The 22,028-nt window shown below is 60.2% G+C and carries 18 protein-coding genes and 1 tRNA gene; 18 read left to right on the forward strand and 1 reads right to left on the reverse strand.

Going from position 1 to position 22,028, the window contains the following annotated elements; translation table 11 throughout:
* Positions 1 to 42: 42 nt before the first annotated feature.
* Positions 43 to 690: a DedA family protein gene (locus GTO91_RS03905; protein WP_161255165.1), complete on the reverse strand. Its 648-nt coding sequence runs from the start codon at positions 688 to 690 to the stop codon at positions 43 to 45.
* 523 nt (positions 691 to 1,213) lie between these two features.
* On the opposite strand from GTO91_RS03905, the gene ilvB reads away from it, so the two are divergent.
* The 18 genes from ilvB (at position 1,214) to GTO91_RS03995 (ending at position 21,961) form a co-directional block, all read left to right on the forward strand.
* On the forward strand, positions 1,214 to 2,911 hold the full coding sequence (gene ilvB / locus GTO91_RS03910) for a biosynthetic-type acetolactate synthase large subunit (RefSeq protein ID WP_161255168.1): 1,698 nt from the start codon (positions 1,214 to 1,216) through the stop codon (positions 2,909 to 2,911).
* Between the two features lies 1 nt (position 2,912).
* On the forward strand, positions 2,913 to 3,410 hold the full coding sequence (gene ilvN / locus GTO91_RS03915) for an acetolactate synthase small subunit (protein ID WP_161255171.1): 498 nt from the start codon (positions 2,913 to 2,915) through the stop codon (positions 3,408 to 3,410).
* A 32-nt stretch (positions 3,411 to 3,442) separates the two neighbouring features.
* Entirely contained in the window at positions 3,443 to 4,564 is a 1,122-nt protein-coding gene (gene fni, locus GTO91_RS03920) for a type 2 isopentenyl-diphosphate Delta-isomerase (protein ID WP_161255173.1), read from the forward strand.
* A 225-nt stretch (positions 4,565 to 4,789) separates the two neighbouring features.
* Positions 4,790 to 4,978 carry a hypothetical protein gene (locus tag GTO91_RS03925; RefSeq protein WP_161255176.1) on the forward strand — a complete coding sequence of 63 codons (189 nt, stop codon included), beginning with the start codon at positions 4,790 to 4,792 and terminating at the stop codon, positions 4,976 to 4,978.
* Between the two features lie 15 nt (positions 4,979 to 4,993).
* Positions 4,994 to 6,736 carry a methyl-accepting chemotaxis protein gene (locus GTO91_RS03930; RefSeq protein WP_235919134.1) on the forward strand — a complete coding sequence of 581 codons (1,743 nt, stop codon included), beginning with the start codon at positions 4,994 to 4,996 and terminating at the stop codon, positions 6,734 to 6,736.
* Positions 6,737 to 6,783: 47 nt separating this feature from the next.
* The gene (locus GTO91_RS03935) at positions 6,784 to 7,524 is read left to right on the forward strand and encodes a hypothetical protein (protein WP_161255180.1); all 741 of its coding nucleotides are present in this window, start codon (positions 6,784 to 6,786) and stop codon (positions 7,522 to 7,524) included.
* On the forward strand, positions 7,508 to 8,401 hold the full coding sequence (locus GTO91_RS03940; RefSeq protein WP_161255182.1) for a hypothetical protein: 894 nt from the start codon (positions 7,508 to 7,510) through the stop codon (positions 8,399 to 8,401). The genes GTO91_RS03935 and GTO91_RS03940 overlap by 17 nt, the downstream gene beginning before the upstream one ends.
* Positions 8,398 to 9,780 carry a DUF512 domain-containing protein gene (locus tag GTO91_RS03945; protein WP_161255184.1) on the forward strand — a complete coding sequence of 461 codons (1,383 nt, stop codon included), beginning with the start codon at positions 8,398 to 8,400 and terminating at the stop codon, positions 9,778 to 9,780. The genes GTO91_RS03940 and GTO91_RS03945 overlap by 4 nt, the downstream gene beginning before the upstream one ends.
* A gap of 6 nt (positions 9,781 to 9,786) precedes the next feature.
* The gene (gene der / locus GTO91_RS03950) at positions 9,787 to 11,115 is read left to right on the forward strand and encodes a ribosome biogenesis GTPase Der (protein ID WP_161255188.1); all 1,329 of its coding nucleotides are present in this window, start codon (positions 9,787 to 9,789) and stop codon (positions 11,113 to 11,115) included.
* A gap of 26 nt (positions 11,116 to 11,141) precedes the next feature.
* Positions 11,142 to 11,750: a glycerol-3-phosphate 1-O-acyltransferase PlsY gene (gene plsY, locus GTO91_RS03955; RefSeq protein WP_161255885.1), complete on the forward strand. Its 609-nt coding sequence runs from the start codon at positions 11,142 to 11,144 to the stop codon at positions 11,748 to 11,750.
* Positions 11,751 to 11,788: 38 nt separating this feature from the next.
* A complete protein-coding gene (locus tag GTO91_RS03960; protein WP_161255191.1) occupies positions 11,789 to 12,820 on the forward strand; it encodes an NAD(P)H-dependent glycerol-3-phosphate dehydrogenase in 1,032 nt (343 codons plus the stop codon).
* 1,004 nt (positions 12,821 to 13,824) lie between these two features.
* Complete coding sequence (gene aroF, locus GTO91_RS03965; RefSeq protein WP_161255193.1) at positions 13,825 to 14,838, forward strand: 3-deoxy-7-phosphoheptulonate synthase; 1,014 nt, start codon at positions 13,825 to 13,827, stop codon at positions 14,836 to 14,838.
* A gap of 330 nt (positions 14,839 to 15,168) precedes the next feature.
* The gene (gene spoIVA / locus GTO91_RS03970) at positions 15,169 to 16,647 is read left to right on the forward strand and encodes a stage IV sporulation protein A (RefSeq protein ID WP_161255196.1); all 1,479 of its coding nucleotides are present in this window, start codon (positions 15,169 to 15,171) and stop codon (positions 16,645 to 16,647) included.
* Between the two features lie 116 nt (positions 16,648 to 16,763).
* Positions 16,764 to 17,360, forward strand: coding sequence for a flavodoxin family protein (locus GTO91_RS03975; RefSeq protein ID WP_161255199.1), 597 nt, complete (start codon positions 16,764 to 16,766; stop codon positions 17,358 to 17,360).
* 139 nt (positions 17,361 to 17,499) lie between these two features.
* A complete protein-coding gene (locus GTO91_RS03980; RefSeq protein ID WP_161255202.1) occupies positions 17,500 to 18,507 on the forward strand; it encodes a deoxyguanosinetriphosphate triphosphohydrolase in 1,008 nt (335 codons plus the stop codon).
* Positions 18,508 to 18,695: 188 nt separating this feature from the next.
* Complete coding sequence (gene dnaG / locus GTO91_RS03985; protein ID WP_161255205.1) at positions 18,696 to 20,675, forward strand: DNA primase; 1,980 nt, start codon at positions 18,696 to 18,698, stop codon at positions 20,673 to 20,675.
* The gene (gene rpoD / locus GTO91_RS03990) at positions 20,672 to 21,787 is read left to right on the forward strand and encodes an RNA polymerase sigma factor RpoD (RefSeq protein ID WP_161255208.1); all 1,116 of its coding nucleotides are present in this window, start codon (positions 20,672 to 20,674) and stop codon (positions 21,785 to 21,787) included. The genes dnaG and rpoD overlap by 4 nt, the downstream gene beginning before the upstream one ends.
* Before the next feature lie 99 nt (positions 21,788 to 21,886).
* Positions 21,887 to 21,961, forward strand: a tRNA-Ile gene (locus GTO91_RS03995).
* Positions 21,962 to 22,028 lie beyond the last annotated feature (67 nt).

The following is a 22,028-nucleotide window of genomic DNA, read 5'->3' on the forward strand; positions in this document are numbered from 1 at the left end:
CTCCATCACAATAAAAAACCGCGTCGAGCGATGTCGACGCGGTTACGGTTTTGGATTCTCTTCTGCGTTCGCCTCTTTTTCCCGGAGCTTGGGCCGGGTTGCCGTTCGGTAATAGAGGTAGAAGAATCCGCCGAAGATGACGGCGCCCCAGACCAGCAGGCTCACGTAGCGGTGAAACTCATGCATGAAGGCCTCATAGGCTTCCCCGACGAGAATGCCGATGAAAATCAAGGGCACACACCAGAGGATGGAGCCGATCAGATTCCAGAAGAAGGCTTCCCAGAAGGGCATGCGGACCAGACCGGTGAAATAGGGGGTGACGTGACGGACGCCAAGGACCCAGCGGCTGAACAAGATCATGGAAAGACGGTTTTTGCGAAACCACTTCTCAGACTTCTCAATATACCGGCGTTTCAGCCCCAAGCGGGGACCCCATTCATAGAGGAGACGGTGTCCGTAACGACTGCCGATGACATGGGCGGCCATGGAACCGAACAGGCTGCCGGCGATGCAGATGGGCAGTGTGATATACAGGTTCAGGTGACCCTGAGAGATGAGGAAGCCAGCGAAGGCTTGCGACAGTTCACCGGGGAAGGGGAAGCCGATAAATTCGAGAAAAAGTCCGATAAATAAGCCGAGATCGCCGTATGTCGTGACAACCCATTGGGCCGTCTCTTTCAATGCGCCCATTGCTTTGCCCCCTGAGGAACCTCTTATGCCAGCTATATTGTAACAAAGAGGGGGAAAGACCACAATCGCAGGCAAGGAGACCGTCAACGGAAATTTCATCGGAACCCCTTGAAAGGATTTTGGCTCCTGTATAGAATATAAGGAAACAACCATCGAGAACGATTCATCAAGGAACGTTCAGCCAATGAAAAAGTGATGGTAAATCCGATGCGGAGAAAGAGTACCGCGATCCCCCGCAGTCACCAGAGAGCCGTTCTTGGCTGAAAGACGGCACTGCGGCCTCAGGCGGGAAAATCCTCTCCAAGGAGCAGGCTGAAAAGGGTTTGACCTGATTAAGCCGGGCCGGTTGGTCGCCGTTATGGGACCGGGGGCAAGCCTGTCTTGCCTCACTGAGGGCTGTTCCGTTTTCCGGGACGGCCGAACAAGGGTGGTACCGCGAAAGACCCCTCGCCTCTTGCTTTGATCAAGCGGCGGGGGTTTTCTATTTATCAACAAGGAATAACTGAAAGATGAGGTGTCAGGGATGAAGATGACCGGAGCGCAAGCCATCGTCACCAGTCTTGAGAAGGAAGGGGTGGAACTGATTTTCGGGTATCCGGGCGGGCAGGTGCTTCCGCTCTATGATGCCCTCTATGACTGCAAACTCCGGCATGTTCTGACCCGGCACGAACAGGGCGCCGCCCATGCCGCTGACGGGTATGCCCGGGCTACGGGGAAGGTGGGCGTCTGTTTCGCCACTTCGGGGCCGGGGGCGACGAACCTGATCACCGGCATCGCCACCGCCTATATGGATTCTGTGCCTATGGTCTGCATCACTGGCCAGGTTCCCCTTTCCGTCATCGGCAAGGACTCCTTTCAGGAGGCGGACATCACCGGGATCACGGCCCCGATCACCAAGCACAACTACCTGGTCAAGAACGCCAAAGACCTGCCCCGGGTGATCAAGGAGGCCTTCTACATCGCCCGGACGGGCCGTCCGGGACCGGTCGTCATCGATGTGCCCAAGTGCCTGATGACGACGACGATCGATTTTGAGTACCCCGAGACGGTCCAACTGCGCGGCTACAAACCGCAGGCGGAAGGCAAGCCCGCAGAGGTGGAGGCGGTTGCGCAGGCGCTGGCCGAGGCGAAAAAGCCCCTCTTTTTCGTCGGCGGCGGTGTCATCAACGCCGAAGCGGCGCCGCTGTTGCGGCGGGTCGTGGAGACACACCGGATCCCCGTGATCGGTTCCCTGATGGGACTGGGGGCTATCCCCGTTACCGACCCCTTGTTCCTGGGCATGGTGGGGATGCACGGCACCGTGGCGGCCAACCGGGCTGTCATGGAATGCGACCTCCTCGTCGGCATCGGCGTTCGCTTCGATGACCGGGTGACGGGCCTGCTGGCGCGGTTCGCCGCCAATGCGCGCATCGCCCACTTTGACATCGACCGGGCGGAAGTGAACAAAAACGTTGTCGCTGATCTGGCCGTCGTGGGGGACCTGCGCTGGAGCCTGGCCGCGCTGGAAAGCGCCATGGCCGATCTGGGCGGCGAAGGCGGAAGACGATGGGAGGACTGGCGCCTTCAGGTGACCCGCTGGAGCGAAGAAGCGCCCCTGAGCTACCAGAAGAGCGACGACGTGATCAAACCGCAGTCGGTGATCGAGGAAATCGACCGCCAGACGAAGAGTGAGGCCGTCATCGTCACCGACGTAGGCCAGCACCAGATGTGGGCGGCCCAGTACTGCCGCTTCCAGCGGCCGCGCTCCTTTATCACCTCCGGTGGACTGGGCACGATGGGCTACGGCCTGCCGGCGGCCATCGGCGCTCAGATGGGGCAACCGAATGAACCGGTGGTGCTGATCAGCGGCGACGGTTCCTTCCTGATGAACTGTCAGGAACTGGCCACTGCTGTAGAGCACCAGTTGCCGCTCAAGGTGGCCATTCTCAACAACAACGTCCTCGGCATGGTGCGCCAGTGGCAGAAGCTGTTCTTCAACCAGCGCTACTCTTACACCCGTTTTGCCAACGGCGGCACCGATTATGTGCGACTGGCTGAGGCCTTCGGCGCCACGGGGCTGCGGGCCGAGACGCCGGAAGAATTGCCGGAAGTCATCGCCAAAGCGCTGGCGACGGAAGGTCCGGTCGTTATGGATATCCGCGTCTGCGCCGATGAGAACGTGCTGCCCATGGTCCCGGCCGGCGCGCCCTTGGACCAGATGATCAACGGGGAGGTAAAGTGATATGCGCCATACGATCGCTGTGCTGGTCGAAAACCGCCCCGGCGTGCTGGTGCACATCGCCGGCCTCATCGCCCGGCGGGCCTTCAATATTGAGAGCATCACCGCCGGCTATACGGAAGAAGCCGACGTCACCCGCATCACCATCGTGGTGGAAGGCGACAACCGCAACCTGGAGCAGGTGGTCAACCAGCTCTCCAAACTGGTCGACGTGATCAAAATCGTGGAGCTGACGGCGGAACCCTTGATCGAGCGGGAACTGGCGCTGATCAAGGTGAAGGCCCGACCGGAGACCCGTTCTGACATCGTTGACATCGTCGAGATCTTCCGCGCCAAGATCGTCGATGTGAACCGAGAGACGATGGTCATCGAACTGACCGGCGAAGAGACGAAGATCGACGCCCTTTGCGAGGTCCTGGCTGACCACGGCATCGTCGAGATGGTCCGCACCGGCAAAGTGGCCCTGTCACGCAAGCCTGGCGCCGCCAAGGATTCTGAATAGGCATTTGGGCGATATTCTAGGGGGAACATTTTTTGGACATTCGCCAGCAACGCAAACTTGATCACATCCGGCAAGCCCTCGCCCTGGACGACGGTCCCCTCTCGAACGGATTTAACGACGTGCGGCTCCTCCATGACGCCCTTCCGACGGTTGATTTTCGCGCCGTCGATCTGTCCGTACCGTGGATGGGCAAAAGGCTGACCATGCCGTTGCTGATCAACGCCATCACGGGAGGAACATCGCTGGTGACGGAGATCAACCGCCGCCTGGCGCGACTGGCCGCCCGCAACGGCGTGGCCGTCGCCGTCGGTTCCCAGGCGGCGGCGTTGCGCGATCCCCGGCTGCGCGATTCCTACCGGGTGATGCGCGACGAAAACCCTGACGGCGTCGTCTTCGCCAATGTCAACCCGAACACGCCGGCCGAAAAAGCGCTGGAAGCGGTCAACATGCTGGAAGCCGACGGGCTGCAGGTGCACTTGAACCCGGCGCAGGAACTGGCCATGGCGGAAGGGGACCGAGATTTCCGCCACTGGTCCGGGAACATCGCCGAACTGGTCCGCCATTGCCCCGTGCCGCTCATCGTCAAAGAGGTCGGCGCCGGCATCTCGATGGAGACGGCGAAGCGTCTCCTCGACCTTGGCGTCCGCTGCATTGATGTGGGCGGCGCCGGGGGCACCAACTTCGTGGCTATCGAACTCCGCCGCCAAGGGCAAAGCATCCCTGCCTTTGAGTCCTGGGGCATCCCGACAGCGGCCAGCCTAGCGGAAACGGTCTGGACTGTTGAAAGCAGGCAGCCGTCCGGCGACAAGGCGACAGTCATCGCCAGCGGCGGTATCCGCGACGGCTGGGAGGCCGCTAAGGCGCTGTCCATGGGCGCCTCGCTGGTCGGCATCGCCGGCGCGCCGCTCAAAGGTCTGCTCGGCGGCAGTCCGGGCGCTTTCAGTCCGTCAGGGAACGCCGAGGGCGACAAGGCGGCCCAAGGCTGGATCGACAGCTTCCGTCACGCCCTCCAAGTCAACCTGGCATTGACCGGCTCTTCCCGCGTCGCCGATTTGCGCAACCGTCCCTGTCTCTTGACCGGCGCGCTCCGCGACTGGCTCGACCTGCGGGGCGTTCCGGCGGCATTCTGGGCGCGACGGTCCGGCGAAGAGTGAGGCACAGCAGACAAAAGATGCGAAATCCTGTTGGAAACAAGAGCTTCGGCGAATCGCCGGGGCTTCTTTTTTTTGCGGGGCATGAAAGTTTTTTACGAAAGCGCACAATGGATTACAATGTTTTTTAAAAATATGTAAATTACAAATATTCGTTATTTACCGAATTTTCCACTGACCTTATTATGGAGTTAGTTGAGACGTGCAGACAGAGGAGGAAATAATGGAATGCGCTTGGGGTTGCGGCAACAGATTACGGGAGCGCTCATTCTCGCCATGTTGCTTCCCTTGTTTACCGGCGCGCTGTGGCTGGTCTTCAAAGCCACGGCGGCCTTGCAGACACAGGAAGACGATTACCTGGCCATCTCGGAAAAGCAGGTTGAAAACCAGGTGAAAAACCTGGGCGTCGAGTTGTAGAACTCCTTGGAACTGATGGCCGAAAACCCTGAGTTGGGGGCTGCTTTTGCGAGCGGAGACCGGGAACGGATAGGGCTTTACTTGGCCCGCCTCTTTGCTTATACGAAAGAACGGATGAAATTCGACGTCCTGGAAGCGGGCGACCTCGCGGGCAAGGTGGTCTACCGGGCTCACAATCCGACAAAATTCGGCGATGATAAGAGTAAAGACGCCCTGATCGGCAAGGCAATCACCGGCGAAAAAATCAATGGCATCGATCGAGGCAACTCCGGTCTGGGCATCCGCAGCGTCGTGCCGGTTCGATATGAAGGGCAACTCGTCGGCACCCTGCAAGCGGGGGTGCTGATGAAAGATGAACTGGTTCTGCTCAAGGCGCTGACGGGCCTTGACTTCTCTCTCATCGAAGAGGGGAAATCGGCAGCCTCCACATCGGCCTTCGATCCGATGGGCGTAATTTCCGATCTTGATGTACAGGCGAAGGAAGCCAGGAGCCTCCTGCGGGGCGATCGTGCATATATGGTGAAGCCGATCATGGACAACAACGGCAGGCTGCTTGCCCACCTGCTGCTCGAACAGGACAGGAGCGCTGCGGTGCAGGCCCGCAATTCCATGGTGGGGGCGTCCGGAGGCGTCGCATTCGGCTTCCTGGTCCTGGCGCTGATTGTCGGCGTGCTGTACTCACGGAGAATCACAGGACCGATCCTGCGCCTGGAAAGCGCCATGGCCCAGTTGGCCGAGGGCGATCTGCGGGTAGCCCTGTCAAGTGATCGCCAGGATGAACTGGGGGACTTGACCCGTTCTCTCAACACCATGCAAAGGGGGCTTCGATCGCTTGTCGAACAGGTACAGTCTTCGGCAGATGGCATCAACGGGTTGGCGAAGGATTTGGACCGCGCCGGTCATGACATCAGCCGCTCGGCTGAGGAGATCGCCCGGGCAGTCCAGCATGTGGCGGCGGCGGCGGCGAGCCAGGCCGGCGACCTGCAGCGGCAGGTAGAGACGGTTCAGGGGGCCGGGATGGATGTCGCCGCGACGAAAGATGCCTCCGATGCGATGAATCAAGCCGCCCAGGAAAGCCTGGCGTTGGTCCGCCAGGGGCGGCAGGCGGTGGCTGACTTGACGGCAGTCAACCGGATGAATCATGAAGCCGCCAGCGCCATCGGCGCGACGGTGAAGGAACTGCTGGCCGGATCTCAGGTGATTCACACTTTTGTCGATACTATTGCGGCTGTTGCCGGAGAAACAAACCTGCTGGCGCTCAACGCTGCCATCGAGGCGGCCCATGCAGGGGAAGCAGGTCGCGGCTTTGCCGTCGTCTCTGGGGAAGTGAGGAAGCTGGCGGAACGCTCGTCAGAGGAGGCGGAAAAAGTAGCGAAGGCTGTCGAGGCGCTCGGTGTGCAGATCGCTCAAGTGGCGAGAAGCGCCGAGGCGCTCAGGGAGATCACAGAGAAAGAACGCCATACGGTGGAACAGGTGGCAGCGTTAATCGCAGGCGTCGGCGTGAAAGCGGAAGGTCTGGTGACGCAGGTGAATCAGATCGTTTTGCAGATGAATCACTTGGAACAAGGCAATCGAAACATCCTCGAATCGGTGGAAAAGCTGCAGTGTTTTTCCGAAGAAGCAGCCGCCGGAACGGAGGAGGTGGCCGCCGCCAGCCAGGAACAGCAGGAGGGGACCGATCAAGTGACCGATACGATCGGCAACCTCTTTCAGATGAGTGAAGCGTTGCGCCTCGTCAGCAAACGCTTTCAGTTGTGAATCGTTACCGCGCCTCCCCGGGCAACCTAGGGGAGGAGGTGAGCGTTTTGCCGCGTTACCCGATCGGCGCCATGTTGATTTTGTTGTCCATGATTCTTCTTTTCTTCGGAATGGGTGATGGGATCGTTCGGAGGCTTCGTTTCTCGGGAAAAACCCTCCTGTTGGCGCTTCTGCTCTGGTGGCTGGCTCTCTTTGTGGACCTTCCCCTCGGCTGGGATCTTCCTTGGGAGGGGATCAACGTCGGTGGGATCGCCATTCCCCTCATCTTCGGCTTCGCCTTGATCGGAAAGACGACCTTGCAGGCGCGCCGGCTCTGGCTCGCCATCGCCACCGTCGCCCTGTCGGGATTGATCGGGATGCAGGTGCTGGGGGTTGAATCGGACCACTTTCTTTGGGACGGGCACTGGTTGTTCACCCTGCTGGGGGCAGTAGGGGCCGCGACGGTCGCTGTGGAGGTCCGAGGCGCTCTTGCAGCGGTGCTGCTCGGTTCGGTGTTGGCAGAAACGGTCGGACCGTTTATCAATGAACACTGGGGGATGACGCCCATCGAAAAGGCCGGCATCCTCGGGAGCGGCATCGTCTACGACCGGATCGTCCTGTCGGCTTTTTTCATCTTCTTGCTTACGTCCCTGTCGGAACGGGTAGGAGAGTGGAAACCGGAAAAACTGCGGGAGGCCGGCGTGGAGCGGATGCGCTGGTTGTCCCGGACGATCCCCCTGTTCCGGCGTGTCGAGAGCCGCCAGGGCGAACTGAAGCAGCCGAAGCAGGATGATGGACCGCCGGAATAAGGGCATCGGCGCCGGCGGCATGCTCTTCGCGGCGCCTTCGCTGGTGTCGGGTTTTCTCTTCCTATGCCTTTTCGCCGCGCTGGCATGGCTGCTTTTTCAACGATCCGGCGGGGAGCGGTTCTCCCTTCCGGCAGGCGCATCCTGGCGACCGGTTGTCGCTGACAGCGGCGAAAGGCTGGGCGATTGCCGCTGGCCCTGGCAGAAGGGCGACGGCCTGGTCGATACACAGGGCAGGTACTGGCGGGTCGATGGAAATTTTGCGACCGCCGCTTCCCTCGGCGAAGTTTCCGACCCGGTGCTGGATAGGGCGCTTTGTCCTGTGAGTGTGCTTTTGCCGCAGGATGGCGCAAAAGGGGTCATCGCGCTGCTGACACCGGGCCTTGACGATGGACACGCCGCTGTCTGGGAGAGGGCGCTGGAACAGGCGGGCTACCGGGTTACCCTGTCTGACGGGCTAGAAGCCGGTTCGTCCCGGTCCATTCGCGAGGCGTCCATGGCGTCGCCGGCAGCGATCGTGCGGATCCGGCAGTCCCCGGCGGGGGGATGGAGGGGGACAGATCATGACCGCCACAAGGCGCAACTGGTTGTGGAACGAGGACATCCCCGCCTCCGGTCCAACCTCGGTTTTGCCCTCCGCTGGCAGCAAACGATTCAAGAGGGGGATCGTCCGCCGATCCTGCTCACCGGGCGTCGCCTGGGTCAACATCTCTCTCCCCGGTCTGTCGATGTGCTGCTGCCTGAAAGCTTTATCGCCAGCGAATCCATCGCCCTGGCGAGGGGATTGGCGGCAGCGCTGGAACCCGATTCCTTGACGAAAGAGTGCCAGTCCGTCATAATGGATAGAAGAATCACGGACATAAGGGGGCCTAGGCCGTGAAACCTGTCGGCGGCTTGATTGAGGACCTGGATCCGGCGGGTCTGGCAAGCCGTATCGGGCTGCGGCGGGGGGACCGGATTGTGGCTGTCAACGGTCATGCCATCCACGACGTGTTGGATTATGGCTTTTATATTCGAGACGCCTGCGTCAGTCTGGAGATCCTCGACAAAGCTACTGGGGAAATCCGGCAGATTGAGTTGAACAAGGACGAGGACGACGATCTGGGCATCCGCTTTTCCGAGGCCGCCTTCGATGGCCTGCGGCGTTGCCAGAACCGCTGTCTTTTTTGTTTTGTCGACCAGATGCCGCCGGGGATGCGCCCTACCCTCTATGCCAAAGACGACGATTACCGCCATTCCTTCTGGCATGGCAATTTCATCACCTTGACCAATCTTTCGGAGGAGGACTTTCAGCGCCTGCTCTCGTTGCGCTTGAGCCCCCTCTACATCTCTGTGCAGGCGACCGACCCCGAGGCGCGCCAACGGTTGCTCCGGCACCGCCGAGCCGGCGAGATCATGGATCGCTTGCGCCGGTTGGCTGAGGCGAGGATCCAGGTCCACACCCAGATCGTCTGCTGCCCCGGCCTCAACGATGGCGCTGTGCTGGAAAAGTCGCTGGCCGATCTCTGGTCTCTCGGGTACGGGCTGGCCAGTGTTGCTGTTGTGCCTGTCGGTTTGACGAGCCACCGCGAGGGGCTGTTCCCGCTCCGGCCCTTTACACCGGGCGAGGCGGAGACGGTCGTCCATCAGGTGGGCGCCTGGCAGGAGCGAGCCTTGGCGGAGCGGGGCGAATCGGTTTTTTTTGCGGCTGACGAGTTTTACCTCCTGGCCGGGATCCCCTTTCCACCGGCTGAGGTGTATGAGGATTTTGCCCAACTGGAAAATGGGGTTGGACTCTGTCGCCTTTTTTGGGAAGACTGGCAAGAGGCGGCCGAGCGGTCAGGGGGAACAGGGGGCGCCGTGGAAGGAAATTCCCTCGGCGGAGGAAGCCTGCCGGGCAGGGGTGCGCACACCTTTATCATTACCGGCCTATCGGGACAGCGTTTTTTGGACAACCTGCTGACTGATGCGCGTGAGCGCATCCGGCTGATCGGCGTGTCGAACAAGTTCTTCGGCCCCACCGTCACGGTGGCCGGTTTGCTGACGGCGCGCGATGTGATCGACGCGTTGCGCGGTTTGGGCGACCCGCCGCGAAAAGGCGATCGGGTGCTGCTCCCTTCGGTGATGTTCCGGGCCGAGGGCGATGTCACCCTTGATGATGAAACGGCGGAAGCCATCGCCGAGGCGCTTGACGGCGTCTCGGTAGAGGTCATAGATACGGACGGGGGCGCCCTCTTTGAGGCGCTTTTTCCCGGAGAGAATCAGCGGGGAAGAAGGTGAGGAACCATGGCAAAACCGATTGTGGCCATCGTCGGGCGGCCGAATGTGGGAAAATCGACGCTCTTTAACCGGTTGACCGGAGGCAGGGTGGCTATTGTAGAAGACCAGCCTGGGGTGACCCGGGACCGCTTGTACCGAGACGCCAACTGGCTGGATCGAGAATTCACTGTCGTTGACACGGGCGGATTGGACTTCGGCGATCGCGAAAATCCCTTTTCGGCGATCATCCATAAACAGGCCGAAGCGGCCATGGAAGAGGCGGACGTCATCCTGTTCCTGGTCGATGGCCGGAGCGGGATCACCGCTGACGATGAGGCTGTCGCCACGATTTTACGGAAGGCGAAGAAGCCTGTCTTTCTCGTTGTCAACAAGATCGAAGATTTCTCTCAACGGGAGCGGTATTTCGATTTTTACTCCCTCGGCCTGGGAGAACCCATCCCCATCTCGGCCTCCCACGGCATGAACACGGGCGACCTGTTAGACGCCGTCGTGGCTGTCCTGCCGGAGAACAACGGCGACGATGAGGACCCGGATGCGATCAAGATCGCCGTCATCGGGCGGCCGAACGTGGGTAAGTCGTCTCTCGTCAACGCCATCCTGGGACAGGAGCGGGTCATCGTTTCCGACATCCCGGGAACGACGCGCGACGCCATCGACACGGCTTTCGACCGCGACAACAAGCGCTACATCCTCATCGATACGGCCGGCATGCGCCGCAAAGGGAAGATCGATGAGGCGGTGGAGCGCTACAGCGTGATGCGCTCTTTGCGGGCCATCGATCGCAGCGACGTGGTGCTCATGGTCATCGACGCCTCCCAGGGCGTGACCGAGCAGGATAAGAAGATCGCCGGCTACGCCCATGAAGCGGGCAAGGCCTGTGTCCTCGTCCTGAACAAGTGGGACCTCGTCCCCAAAGATGACAAGACGATGAACCGTTTCGACAAGGTCGTCCGGTCGGAAATGGGCTTTCTCGCCTACGCTCCGACGATCTACGTGTCAGCCTTGACGAAACAGCGTTTGCCGAAGATACTGGAACTGGTCGACTTCGTCGCTGAACAGGCCACCCGCCGCATCAGCACGTCGGTCATCAATGAACTCCTGGCTGATATTCAGCGGGTCACGCCGGCGCCGACAGACCGGGGACGGCGGTTGAAGATCCTTTTTGTGACCCAAACCGGGGTAAAACCGCCCACCTTTGTCTTTTTCGTCAATGATGAAGACTTGTTCCATTTTTCCTATCGCCGCCATGTGGAGAACCGCTTCCGGGAGACCTTCGGCTTTGAAGGCGTCCCGATGCGGATCATCATCCGTGAGCGCGAGAAGGAAAAGGACTAGAAAGGACCCGAGCAGCCATGAACACAATGATCAACCCGATAATCAACGCATCATCGCTTGGGCTGATTGTGCTCGCTTTTTTCCTCGGGTCGATCCCTTTTGCTTATCTTGTCGGGAGACTGCGCGGCATCGACATCCGCCAACACGGCAGCGGCAACGTGGGCGCCACCAACGCCTTCCGGGTGCTGGGGGCCGGCTTTGGCGCCTTGACGCTCATCCTTGATGCGGGAAAAGGGGCCTTGGCCGCCTGGCTGGGACTGGCCAACGGCGAAACGATGGCGGTCATCGCCGGGTTGGCCGCCATTCTGGGGCACACCTTTTCTCCCTTTATGAAATTCAAGGGCGGCAAGGGCGTCGCCAGCGCCGCCGGTGTGGTGCTATTGCTTGTTCCCGACGTGACGCTGATTTGTCTGCTGGCCTTTGGGCTGGCGGTGTTTCTCACAAAATACGTTTCCGTCGGTTCGCTGACGGCGGCGGCGTTGCTGCCGTTGCTGATGTTTTTTCTAGACAAACCGGTTCCTTACCAGTTATTTGCTCTGGTCACAGCCCTTTTTGTCATCTACCGGCACACCTCCAACATCCGCAGACTGCTGGCGGGAACAGAAAATCCCATCACGCGCAAGCAACATAAATAAAGATGACGCAAAGATAGACGAGGGGGTAAATTCACAAGATGCAATCGGAAAAAGTCGCTGTACTCGGCGCCGGCAGTTGGGGCACCGCGCTGGGACGCCTGCTGGTGCAGCAGGGGAAACAGGTGTACCTCTGGTCCCGCCGGGTTGATCTGGCCAAGGATATCAACAGCTACCGGGAAAATCGCCGCTATCTGCCGGGCGTTCTCTTGCCGGCCAAGGTTCGCGCCCATGCCGATGTGGACGAGGTCCTCAAAGACGCCGCCACGATTGTGCTCGCCGTTCCATCGTCGGCCCTTCGGGAGACGGCGGCGCTGATCCGTGAAAGAGTGCAGGGCGATGTGCTGATCATCAGCACCGCCAAGGGGATCGAACCGGAGACGCTGAAGCGGCCCTCGGAGATCCTGCGGGAAGAACTGCCCAAGGAATTGGCTGATCGGGTCGTCGTCCTCTCCGGTCCCAGCCATGCCGAAGAGGTGGCCCGGGACATCCCCACCACGGTCGTCGTGTCGGCGGAACAGCGGGCGGTGGCCGAACAGGCCCAGGACCTGCTGATGCGTCCCAATTTCCGCGTCTATACCAACCCCGACCTGCTCGGTCTGGAACTGGGCGGTTCCTTGAAGAACATCATCGCCCTGGCCTGCGGCGTCGCCGAAGGTCTCGGTTTCGGCGACAATACGAAGGCCGCCCTCGTCACTCGCGGTCTGGCCGAGATCATCCGCCTGGGCACGGCCATGGGCGCCCGGGAAACGACCTTCGCCGGCCTGGCCGGTCTCGGTGACCTCGTCGTCACCTGCACGAGCAAGCACTCCCGGAACATGCGCTTCGGCAGTTTCCTGGGCAAGGGCAAGTCGGTGGAAGAGTCGCTGGCCCTGGTCGGCCAGACCGTGGAAGGCGTCCGCACAACCCGCGCCGCCTACCAGATAGCACGGGAAAAGGGTGTCGAGATGCCGATCACCGAAGAATGTTACCGCGTGCTCTTTGAAGGCGCTTCTCCGGCTGACGCCGTCGGAACCCTGATGGGCCGTCTGAAGACCCATGAGGTGGAAGAAGGCGTCGAGGGCTGGAATTAGCCGACCGGAAAAAATAAAGTCTGGAAATTTAATTTTGGCAATCCCCTTGCATTGCCAAAAAACATATGGTAGAGTAAGTTCAACTTCAATATGGCATCAGCGATGACAGAGAAAAGTAGGTCGGCCCCAGCCTTACAGGGAGGAAACGCCATAGACTGAGAGCGTTTTCATGGCATGACAGACTGAAGTTCCCTCTGGAGCTGCCGGCTGAAACCGCCGCAACCCCTGGTTGCCGTGGCGCGTAGGTCAGGCCGTAGACTTCCGACGTTACAAGGAAGGGAGTATCGGAACGACGTTCCCGTACTCTGCATGGAGGTGGATCCGTCTTTTCCTTGGAAAAGCAGGATCAACCAGGGTGGTAACGCGAGAGCACAACGCTTTTCGTCCCTGAAGGGATGAAAGGCGTTTTTTGTTTTTACCAGCGTTTCTGGCGATGGGCTGGTTCGGACGGTTCCGTTTAGCCCGATAGAGCCGATTCAGCCAAAAGCTGCTCACGCCGTTTCATCCCTGACCCTATGCAGTTAAACGGTTTCGTTTCTCCCGTACTCTTATTCTAAATGAGCGGGCCGCGCGTTTTTTCGTGCGGTCAACCAGGGTGGTACCGCGGATGCCCCGTAGCATTCGTCCCTATGGAAGGGACAGCTACGGGTTTTTTGTTTTCACAGGGTTAACCCCAACGGGCTAACCCAAAAGGGGTAAGCCCAAGGGAGTTGCCCCAGAGGGAGTTGCCCCAGAGGGAGTTGCCCGAAGGGGGAACCGGGGCGCATTGGTCTGCGAGCGGTTTGGGCGGAGCGGCGAACAGCGAGCGCAGTTGCGCAGCGTCGGGAGCGCCATCGACATGCAGAAAAGCCCCAGAGCCTTTGGCGCGACCAGCGGAGCAACGGAGTGAGCCGCCGCGCAGCCCTTAGCTCGCAGGCCAATGCGCCCCTCCACCCCACACCTCGCACGGCTAACCTTGTTTCATTAAGACCCCTAAATGGGACAAAAAAGAGGAGGAATCGCCCATGGTCATCGTCATGACCCCCAACGCCACCCAGACGCAAATCGAAAAAGTCAATAAGATCCTCGCTGAGTACGGCTTCGCCGGCCACATGATCACCGGGGTCAACCGCATCGTCATCGGCGCCGTCGGCGACCGCCAGGCCATCGCCTCCTTAGGTTTGGAAACACTGGCAGGCGTGGAAAAAGTAGTGCCCATCCGCCGCCCCTACAAGCTGGTCAGCCGGGAGGCGAAGGAAGAGAATACAATCGTTCATGTCAAGGATGTCGCTATTGGCGGCGACGCCGTCACCGTCATCGGCGGTCCCTGCGCCATCGAGAGCGTCGAACAGGTCATGCGGGCCGCCGAAGAGGTGCGCCGCTGCGGCGGCAAGATCCTGCGCGGCGGCGCTTTCAAGCCGCGCACATCGCCCTACGCCTTCCAAGGACTCGAGGAGGAGGGGCTGAAGATCATGCGCATCGCCGGCCGTTTCGCCGGTCTGCCCACGGTCAGCGAGGTCATCGATGAGGCCAGCCTTGAATTGGCCAGCCAGTACCTCGACATGGTCCAGATCGGGGCGCGCAACATGCAGAATTTCCGTCTCCTCCAGGCGGTCGGTCGGGCCCGCATCCCCGTCATCCTCAAGCGGGGTCTATCGGCAACCATCGAGGAGTGGCTCATGGCCGCCGAATACATCCTCTCGGAAGGAAACAGCCAGGTCATCCTCTGTGAGCGGGGGATCCGCACCTATGAAACAGCGACCCGCAACACCCTCGATCTGAGCGCCATCCCTCTGGTGAAAGAGCTTTCTCATCTTCCCATCCTGGTCGATCCCAGTCATGCCACCGGCGCATCGCGTCTGGTCAAGTCCATGTCAAAGGCCGCCGTCGCCGCCGGCGCTGACGGGCTGCTGGTGGAGGTTCATCCCGAGCCTTGCAGGGCGCTCTGTGACGGACCCCAGTCGCTTGATCCCGAGGGATTCGAGGTGTTGATGAAGGAACTGGCCCCCGTCGCCAGGGCGGTAAATCGACTGATGTAAAAGCCGTGAAACACGCTCGTGTAGACATAGGCAGATGGGGCGCCCGCAGCGTTCTCCCGACCGGCGGGAGAAGCTGGGGGCGCCTTTTTTTTCGTGCTGCTCTTTTTCGTTCTAGCCCGTAACCCCGAAACATAACCATACAAATGGGGCCTCTGGCAGAGGTTTTTCGACTTTGCGGCAGCATACGGTTTTCCCCGCCATTGACAGTCATACGGACACGCATGGGCTCATATAAATTTTAGCGTTAAGGCCTGTCAACGGAAATATTTGGGGTGTAGACCCAACCGAGCGGCCAGGGCAAAACAGTCCGATAAGGAGGGGAAAACCGCGATGGAGAAACTGGATATTTTCCGTGATATCAGTGACCGCACCGGAGGCGACATCTATATCGGGGTGGTAGGCCCGGTCCGCACGGGTAAGTCCACCTTTATCAAACGATTTATGGAACATCTCGTGTTGCCCAACATCAAAAACATCCATGACAAGGAGCGGGCTCGCGACGAGCTCCCGCAGTCCGGCGCCGGGCGCACGATTATGACGACGGAGCCGAAGTTCATCCCCAATGAGGCGGTGGAGATCGGCGTCAAAAACGGCCTCAAGATGCGGATCCGCATGGTCGACTGTGTCGGCTACACCGTCGAAGGCGCCCTCGGCTACGAGGAAGAGGAAGGGCCGCGGATGGTCATGACGCCCTGGGCGGAGGCGGAGATGCCTTTCCAGGACGCAGCCGAGATCGGCACGCGCAAGGTGATCGCTGATCACTCCACCATCGGCCTCGTCATCACCACCGACGGCTCGATCACCGACCTGCCCCGCGATTCCTATATGGAAGCGGAGGAACGGGTGATTGAAGAACTGCGGGAACTGCACAAGCCCTTTGTCGTCATCCTGAACTCCATGCGGCCCCATTCGCGGGAGACGGCGGAACTGGCCTACACCCTCGAAGGCCAGTACCAGGTGCCCGTTTTGCCGCTGAACGTGTCGGAACTGAACCAGGATGACATCCTGAAGCTCCTCGAAGAAGCGCTCTACGAGTTCCCGGTGACCGAGGTGAACATCAACCTGCCCCTCTGGATCGAGGAGTTGGATGTCAAACACCCGCTGCGGCAGAAATTCGAAAGCGCCGTCCGGGAGACGATCTCGCAAGTGAAGCGGCTCCGCGACATCGACATCGCCGTCGAGACCCTGGGCGAGTACGATTTCGTCGAAGAGGTCTTCCTGCAGCAGATGAACCTGGGGACCGGCGCAGCCTCCATCGAAATGACGGCGCCGGACAACATGTTCTACACAGTGCTCCAGGAAGAGAGCGGCTTCACCATCACCGGCGAGCATGACCTGCTGCGGCTGATGAAGGAACTGTCCAAAGCCAAGCGCGAGTATGACAAGGTGTCGACGGCACTGGAGGATGTGCGCCAGAACGGATACGGCGTCGTCAACCCGAGCCTCGAAGAGATGTACCTGGAAGAGCCGGAACTGATCAAACAGGGGAACCGCTTCGGCGTCAAATTGAAAGCGAGCGCGCCGTCGCTGCACATCATCCGCGCCGACATCACCACCGAGATCACCCCCATCATCGGAACGGAGAAGCAGTGCGAGGAACTGGTCCGCTACATCCTCGAAGAGTTCGAGGAGAATCCCCAGAAGATCTGGGAATCCAACATATTCGGAAAATCGCTGCACGACCTGGTCCGGGAGGGCGTCCAAAACAAGCTCCAACGGATGCCGGAAAACGTTCAGGGCAAGTTGCAGGAGACGTTACAGCGCATCGTCAACGAAGGCAACGGCGGTCTGATCTGCATCATCATCTAAAGAAAAAGCCGGGAACAAAGGCCCGGCTTTTTTCCTTGTCCCCTCCGGAAGGGAATCGAGGGGGTTAGGTGGTATTAGTTATTATAAGTGAAATGCGAAAGGGGAAACGGTTCTTTATGAAGATCGTTCTGGTCAACGGAAGCCCTAACCGGACAGGGAATACGGCGGCGCTGCTCGATGCCGCGGCGGAGGAGATCGCGAAGGCTGGCGCAGAGGTGATCCGGGTCGAGGCCGCCGAGGCGCTGGCCGACGCCCGCTGGCCCTTTTGCACCGCCTGTTCGACGCCTTGCACCGCCGCCTGCTTTCAGGGAACCGCCCTGGAGAAGGCCTACGCCGAGATCACCGGCGCGGATGGCGTGATTATCGGCAGCCCCGTCTATTTCGGAACGGTGAGCGCCCAATTGAAGGCCTTTTTTGATAAGACCCGCCAGGTCCGTGGGCATAAGGCTTGGATCGGCAAACCCGGCGGCGCCGTCACCTGCGGCGCGGCGCGCTTCGGCGGCCAGGAGACAACGGTGCGGGCGATCCATGACATGATGCTCGTACAGGGTATGACCCTTGTCGGCGACGGTTATCTTGAGAATGACTGCGGTCACTTCGGCGCCTCGGCCCAAAAACCGGCTGCCACAGATGCCGACGGGCTCAAGCGGGCGCGGATCCTCGGTCGGCGGGTTGTCGAGGCGGCTCGCGAGCGTTCTCTCAAAAAGGGTTGAACGACTGCCACGAAAAGGCTGTAACCGCCGCCGCGAAAAAAAGTTGAACGGCTGCAAAAAGGGCTGCCCAGGGGTTGACGGAATTTGCTGATTGGTCGGAGTCTGGGGTAAGGAAACCCCGGTTGAGTGAGGTGGGACCATGATTCTTCGGGAAGAACTGGAACGGCGGGAAGAGAACCTCTTATCTCCCCATGCGGCCAAGAGCGCCCGCAGCAAGGGGCGGATGAAACCGGAAGAGGAATGCGCCATGCGGACCGCTTTCCAACGCGACCGCGACCGGATCATCCACTCAAAGTCCTTCCGTCGGCTGAAGCATAAGACCCAGGTCTTCATCTCGCCGGAAGGGGATCACTTCCGCACCCGCCTCACCCACACCCTGGAGGTGTCACAAATCGCCCGGACCATCGCCCGGGCGCTGGGGCTCAATGAGGATCTGACGGAAGCGATCGCCCTCGGTCATGACCTTGGCCACACCCCCTTTGGTCATGCCGGCGAAGACGCCCTCGACAAGACGCTGAAAGAGGGGTTCTCCCACGCCCGGCAGAGCCTGCGTGTCGTCGACACGTTGGAACAAGGGGTGGGATTAAACCTGACCTGGGAGGTTCGCGACGGCATCGTCAACCATTCCAGCAGCGGCAAACCGGCCACCCTCGAGGGGCAGATCGTCCGCTGGGCCGACCGCTTCGCCTACATCAACCATGACATCGACGACGCCATCCGGGGCGGCATCATCAGCCAAGACGACCTGCCGGCAGACTGCATCCATGTCCTCGGGGGAAATCACCGCTCCCGGATCAACCGGATGGTCATGGACATGGTGGAGGCCTCCTGGGACCAGCCCGAGATCCGGCTCAGCCCGGAGGTGGAAGAGGCGACGCTCAAGTTGCGGCGCTTCATGTTCAACGAGGTCTATATCGGTTCGCGGGCCAAGGCGGAAGAGAGCAAGGCGAAGGAACTGATCTTTTCCCTGTTCCGCTACTTCAAGTACAACCCGCGCGCTATGCCCCAGGAGTACCAGGACATGATCGAAACGCAGGGGATGGAACGTGCTGTCGCCGATTACATCTCAGGCATGACCGATCGCTTTGCCGTCAAGGTCTATGAACGACTATTCCTGCCCTCACCGTGGCTCAGTCGCTGGGATTAGAACCCCCAGAGGGTAGGTATAATATAGAGGATCTGGAACCGGCGCATAGGAACCGTCAAAAAAGTGTCGGATTTCTGGAGGAAATGTCAACTTCGCCGCGAATAACAAGAAAGGATTTCAGGCTGTCGCAAAGCGGAAGAAGAAGGATTTAAGCGCCAGACGGCGAATGCATGATGGGGTGATGGTTTTTGCGAGATCCCCAGATCGTCGATGAGATTCGCCATCGTTTGGATATTGTCGAAATTGTGGCGGATTACGTGGCGCTGAAACGGCAGGGCGGGCGGTATGCCGGGCTCTGCCCCTTTCACTCCGAAAAGACACCGTCTTTTACCGTATCGCGGGATAAGCAATATTTTCATTGCTTCGGTTGCGGCACGGGTGGCGATGTCTTTACCTTTGTCATGCTCCGTGAGAACCTGACCTTTCCCGAAACCCTCAAAAAATTGGCGGAACGCGCCGGCGTCACCCTCCCGGAACAGAAACTGACGCCCACCCAGCAGGCCCAGCGTACCGCTGTCGAGCGCGGGCGGGCGTTGCACAAGCGAGCGGTCGAACTGTACTTCCAATGTCTCCGAGAGGACGGCCGGGCCCGTCCGGCCCGGGAGTACCTGAGCCGCCGGGGCGTGAGCGACAGCGTGGCCGTCGATTTCGGACTCGGCTTTGCCCCGCCTGGCTGGGAGTTTCTCGCCACCCGATTGCAGCAAGAAGGATACAATCCGGAAGAATTGGAGCGGTTCGGCCTGATCGTGCCCCGCCAGGGGGGAGAGGGCCACTACGACCGCTTCCGCAACCGGATCATCTTTCCCATATTCGACGCCCAAGGGCGTCCGGTCGCCTTCGGCGGCCGCGTCTTAGACGATGAGGTTCCCAAGTATCTCAACTCGCCGGAAACGCCCCTTTACAAAAAGGGGCAGCACCTCTACGGCCTGAACAAGGCCGGTCCCGCCATCCGGGAAAAAGGGGTGGCCGTGCTGGTCGAGGGGTACATGGATGTCATCGCCTGTCACCAGCATGGCATCCGCCAGGCTGTGGCCAGCCTTGGCACAGCCATGACGACGGAGCAAGGTCGATTGCTCCTCCGCTACGGGCCGCGGGTGCTGATCTGCTATGACAGCGACCGGGCCGGCATGGAAGCGACGGTGAAGGCCGGCGAGATCCTGACCGCTCTGGGGGCGCAAATCCATGTGCTGACCCTGCCGGAAGGCAAGGACCCTGACGAGTACCTGCAGCGCCATGGCGCCGACAGCTTTTGGCTGGCGGCGGAACAGGCGCCGCCCTTTTTCAACTTTTGCTATTCCCGCGCCGCCGCCGCGCAGGACCTATCGTCCGCCGCCGGCAAGGCGTCCGTTGTTCGCGAACTGACATCCCTCTTGCTGGCCATGCCCAGCGCCGTCGAACAGGAGGCCAATATCCAGTGGCTGGCCCGGGAGTTGCGGCTCTCCGAGGCGGCGGTGATGGAGGAGATCCGGGGACACGCCCGGAATGCCAGGGCGCCGGGGATGAGAAAGGAAAATATTAGACATACTATTTCTGCTTCTGCCCCTGCCTGGAGTGCCGGGGATCCCGGGACACAGGCGGCGTTCACAGCGCCCGGCGATGCCGGGGCGGTCGATGGCGCCACTGCGGGGCCAGAGAGCGGGGCGGAGCGACGACAACATAGTGCAAACCGAAAAGAACAGGCCTGGCGCTATCTCCTTTACTGGATGATCGAGGATCCGGACCGGGTCCGCTGGGTCTTTGAACGGTTGGGCGAGGAAATCCCCCGCGCCGAGGAACCCTTGGGTGAAATCCTTGCCGCCTTGACGGCTGTATCTGACGAAGGCGGCGGAGGTTCCCTGACCGGACGGGTGGCTGAACGTCTGTCTACGAACAACGCGAAGGGATACCTGAGCGCGCTGTTGGTGGAGGACATCCTCTGCCGGGAACCGGTGATAGAAGATTGCATCAACACACTGCGTTATGGATGGTTGACAGAAGAAATCGCCAGCCTGGAGAGCCAGGTGGACGCCTTCTCCCGGAGCGGTGAAATGGAGGCGATGCAGCGTTTGCTGCCACGCCTAGCGAAGTTACAGCAAGCCCGCAACCGGGCGGCGCGCAGACAGGGCGCCATGCCTTTTGGCGGTCGATTGGATCAACGGCCCTGGTACAAGGGGGGGAACCACGGATGAAGGAAGAGCAGAAAGAAGAACAGGTAGAACAAGTACAAAAAGTAAAAGACCTGATTGCCAAAGGGAAGAAAAAAGGGGTCCTCACCTACCAGGAGATCATGGACGCGCTGCAAGGTGTCGAGATGACGGCAGACCAAGTCGATGATATCTACGAGCAATTGGGCAACATGGGAATCGATGTGGTGCCGGAGAACACCGAGTCGGAATCCTTGGATAAGGCCGAAGAACCAATCATCCGGGAAGAGGAAGAGATTGAAGTCGACTTGTCCGTGCCGGAAGGTGTGGGCATTGACGACCCTGTCCGCATGTACCTCAAAGAGATCGGGCGGGTGCCCCTGCTGTCGGCGGAAGAGGAAATCGACCTGGCCAAGCGGATGGAGGAAGGCGATGAGGCGGCCAAGCGCCGTCTCGCCGAAGCCAACCTGCGGCTTGTTGTTTCCATCGCCAAGCGCTACGTGGGCCGCGGCATGCTGTTCCTCGACCTGATCCAGGAAGGCAACCTGGGCTTGATCAAGGCGGTCGAGAAGTTTGATTACCGCAAAGGGTACAAGTTCTCCACCTACGCCACCTGGTGGATCCGGCAGGCCATCACGCGGGCCATCGCCGACCAGGCGCGGACGATCCGCATCCCCGTCCACATGGTGGAGACGATCAACAAATTGATCCGCGTCTCCCGTCAACTCCTTCAGGAGTACGGCAGGGAGCCGTTGCCTGAGGAGATCGCCAAGGAGATGGACATTCCCGTCGAGCGGGTGCGGGAGATCATGAAGATCGCCCAGGAGCCCGTCTCCCTGGAAACGCCCATCGGTGAAGAAGAGGATTCCCACCTGGGCGATTTCATCGAAGACCAGGACGCCCCGGCCCCGGCGGAGGCCGCCTCCTTCATCCTGCTCAAGGAGCAGTTGGAAGAGGTGCTGGAGACACTGACGGCGCGGGAGATGAAGGTGCTCCGCCTGCGCTTCGGACTCGATGACGGTCGCTCCCGCACCCTCGAAGAGGTGGGCCAGGAGTTCGGCGTCACCCGCGAGCGGATCCGCCAGATCGAGGCCAAGGCGCTGCGCAAGCTCCGCCACCCCAGCCGGAGCAAGAAGTTGAAGGACTATCTGGACTGACGACTCGACTGGCGGAAAATGGATCATTGACCGAGGCTTGGTCTTCGCGTATAATCGAATAGACGCTTTTTTATGGCATCCCCTCTGGGGATGTCGAACGGGCCTATAGCTCAGCGGTAGAGCGGCCGGCTCATAACCGGTTGGTCCCAGGTTCGATCCCTGGTGGGCCCACCACATATGCAAATCGCCCGTTTGCCTGACCGGCAGACGGGTTTTTGTTTTTTTGAAAAGCAACTGATAA

Source organism: Heliomicrobium undosum (assembly GCF_009877425.1).
Taxonomy (GTDB): Bacteria; Bacillota; Desulfitobacteriia; order Heliobacteriales; family Heliobacteriaceae; genus Heliomicrobium; species Heliomicrobium undosum.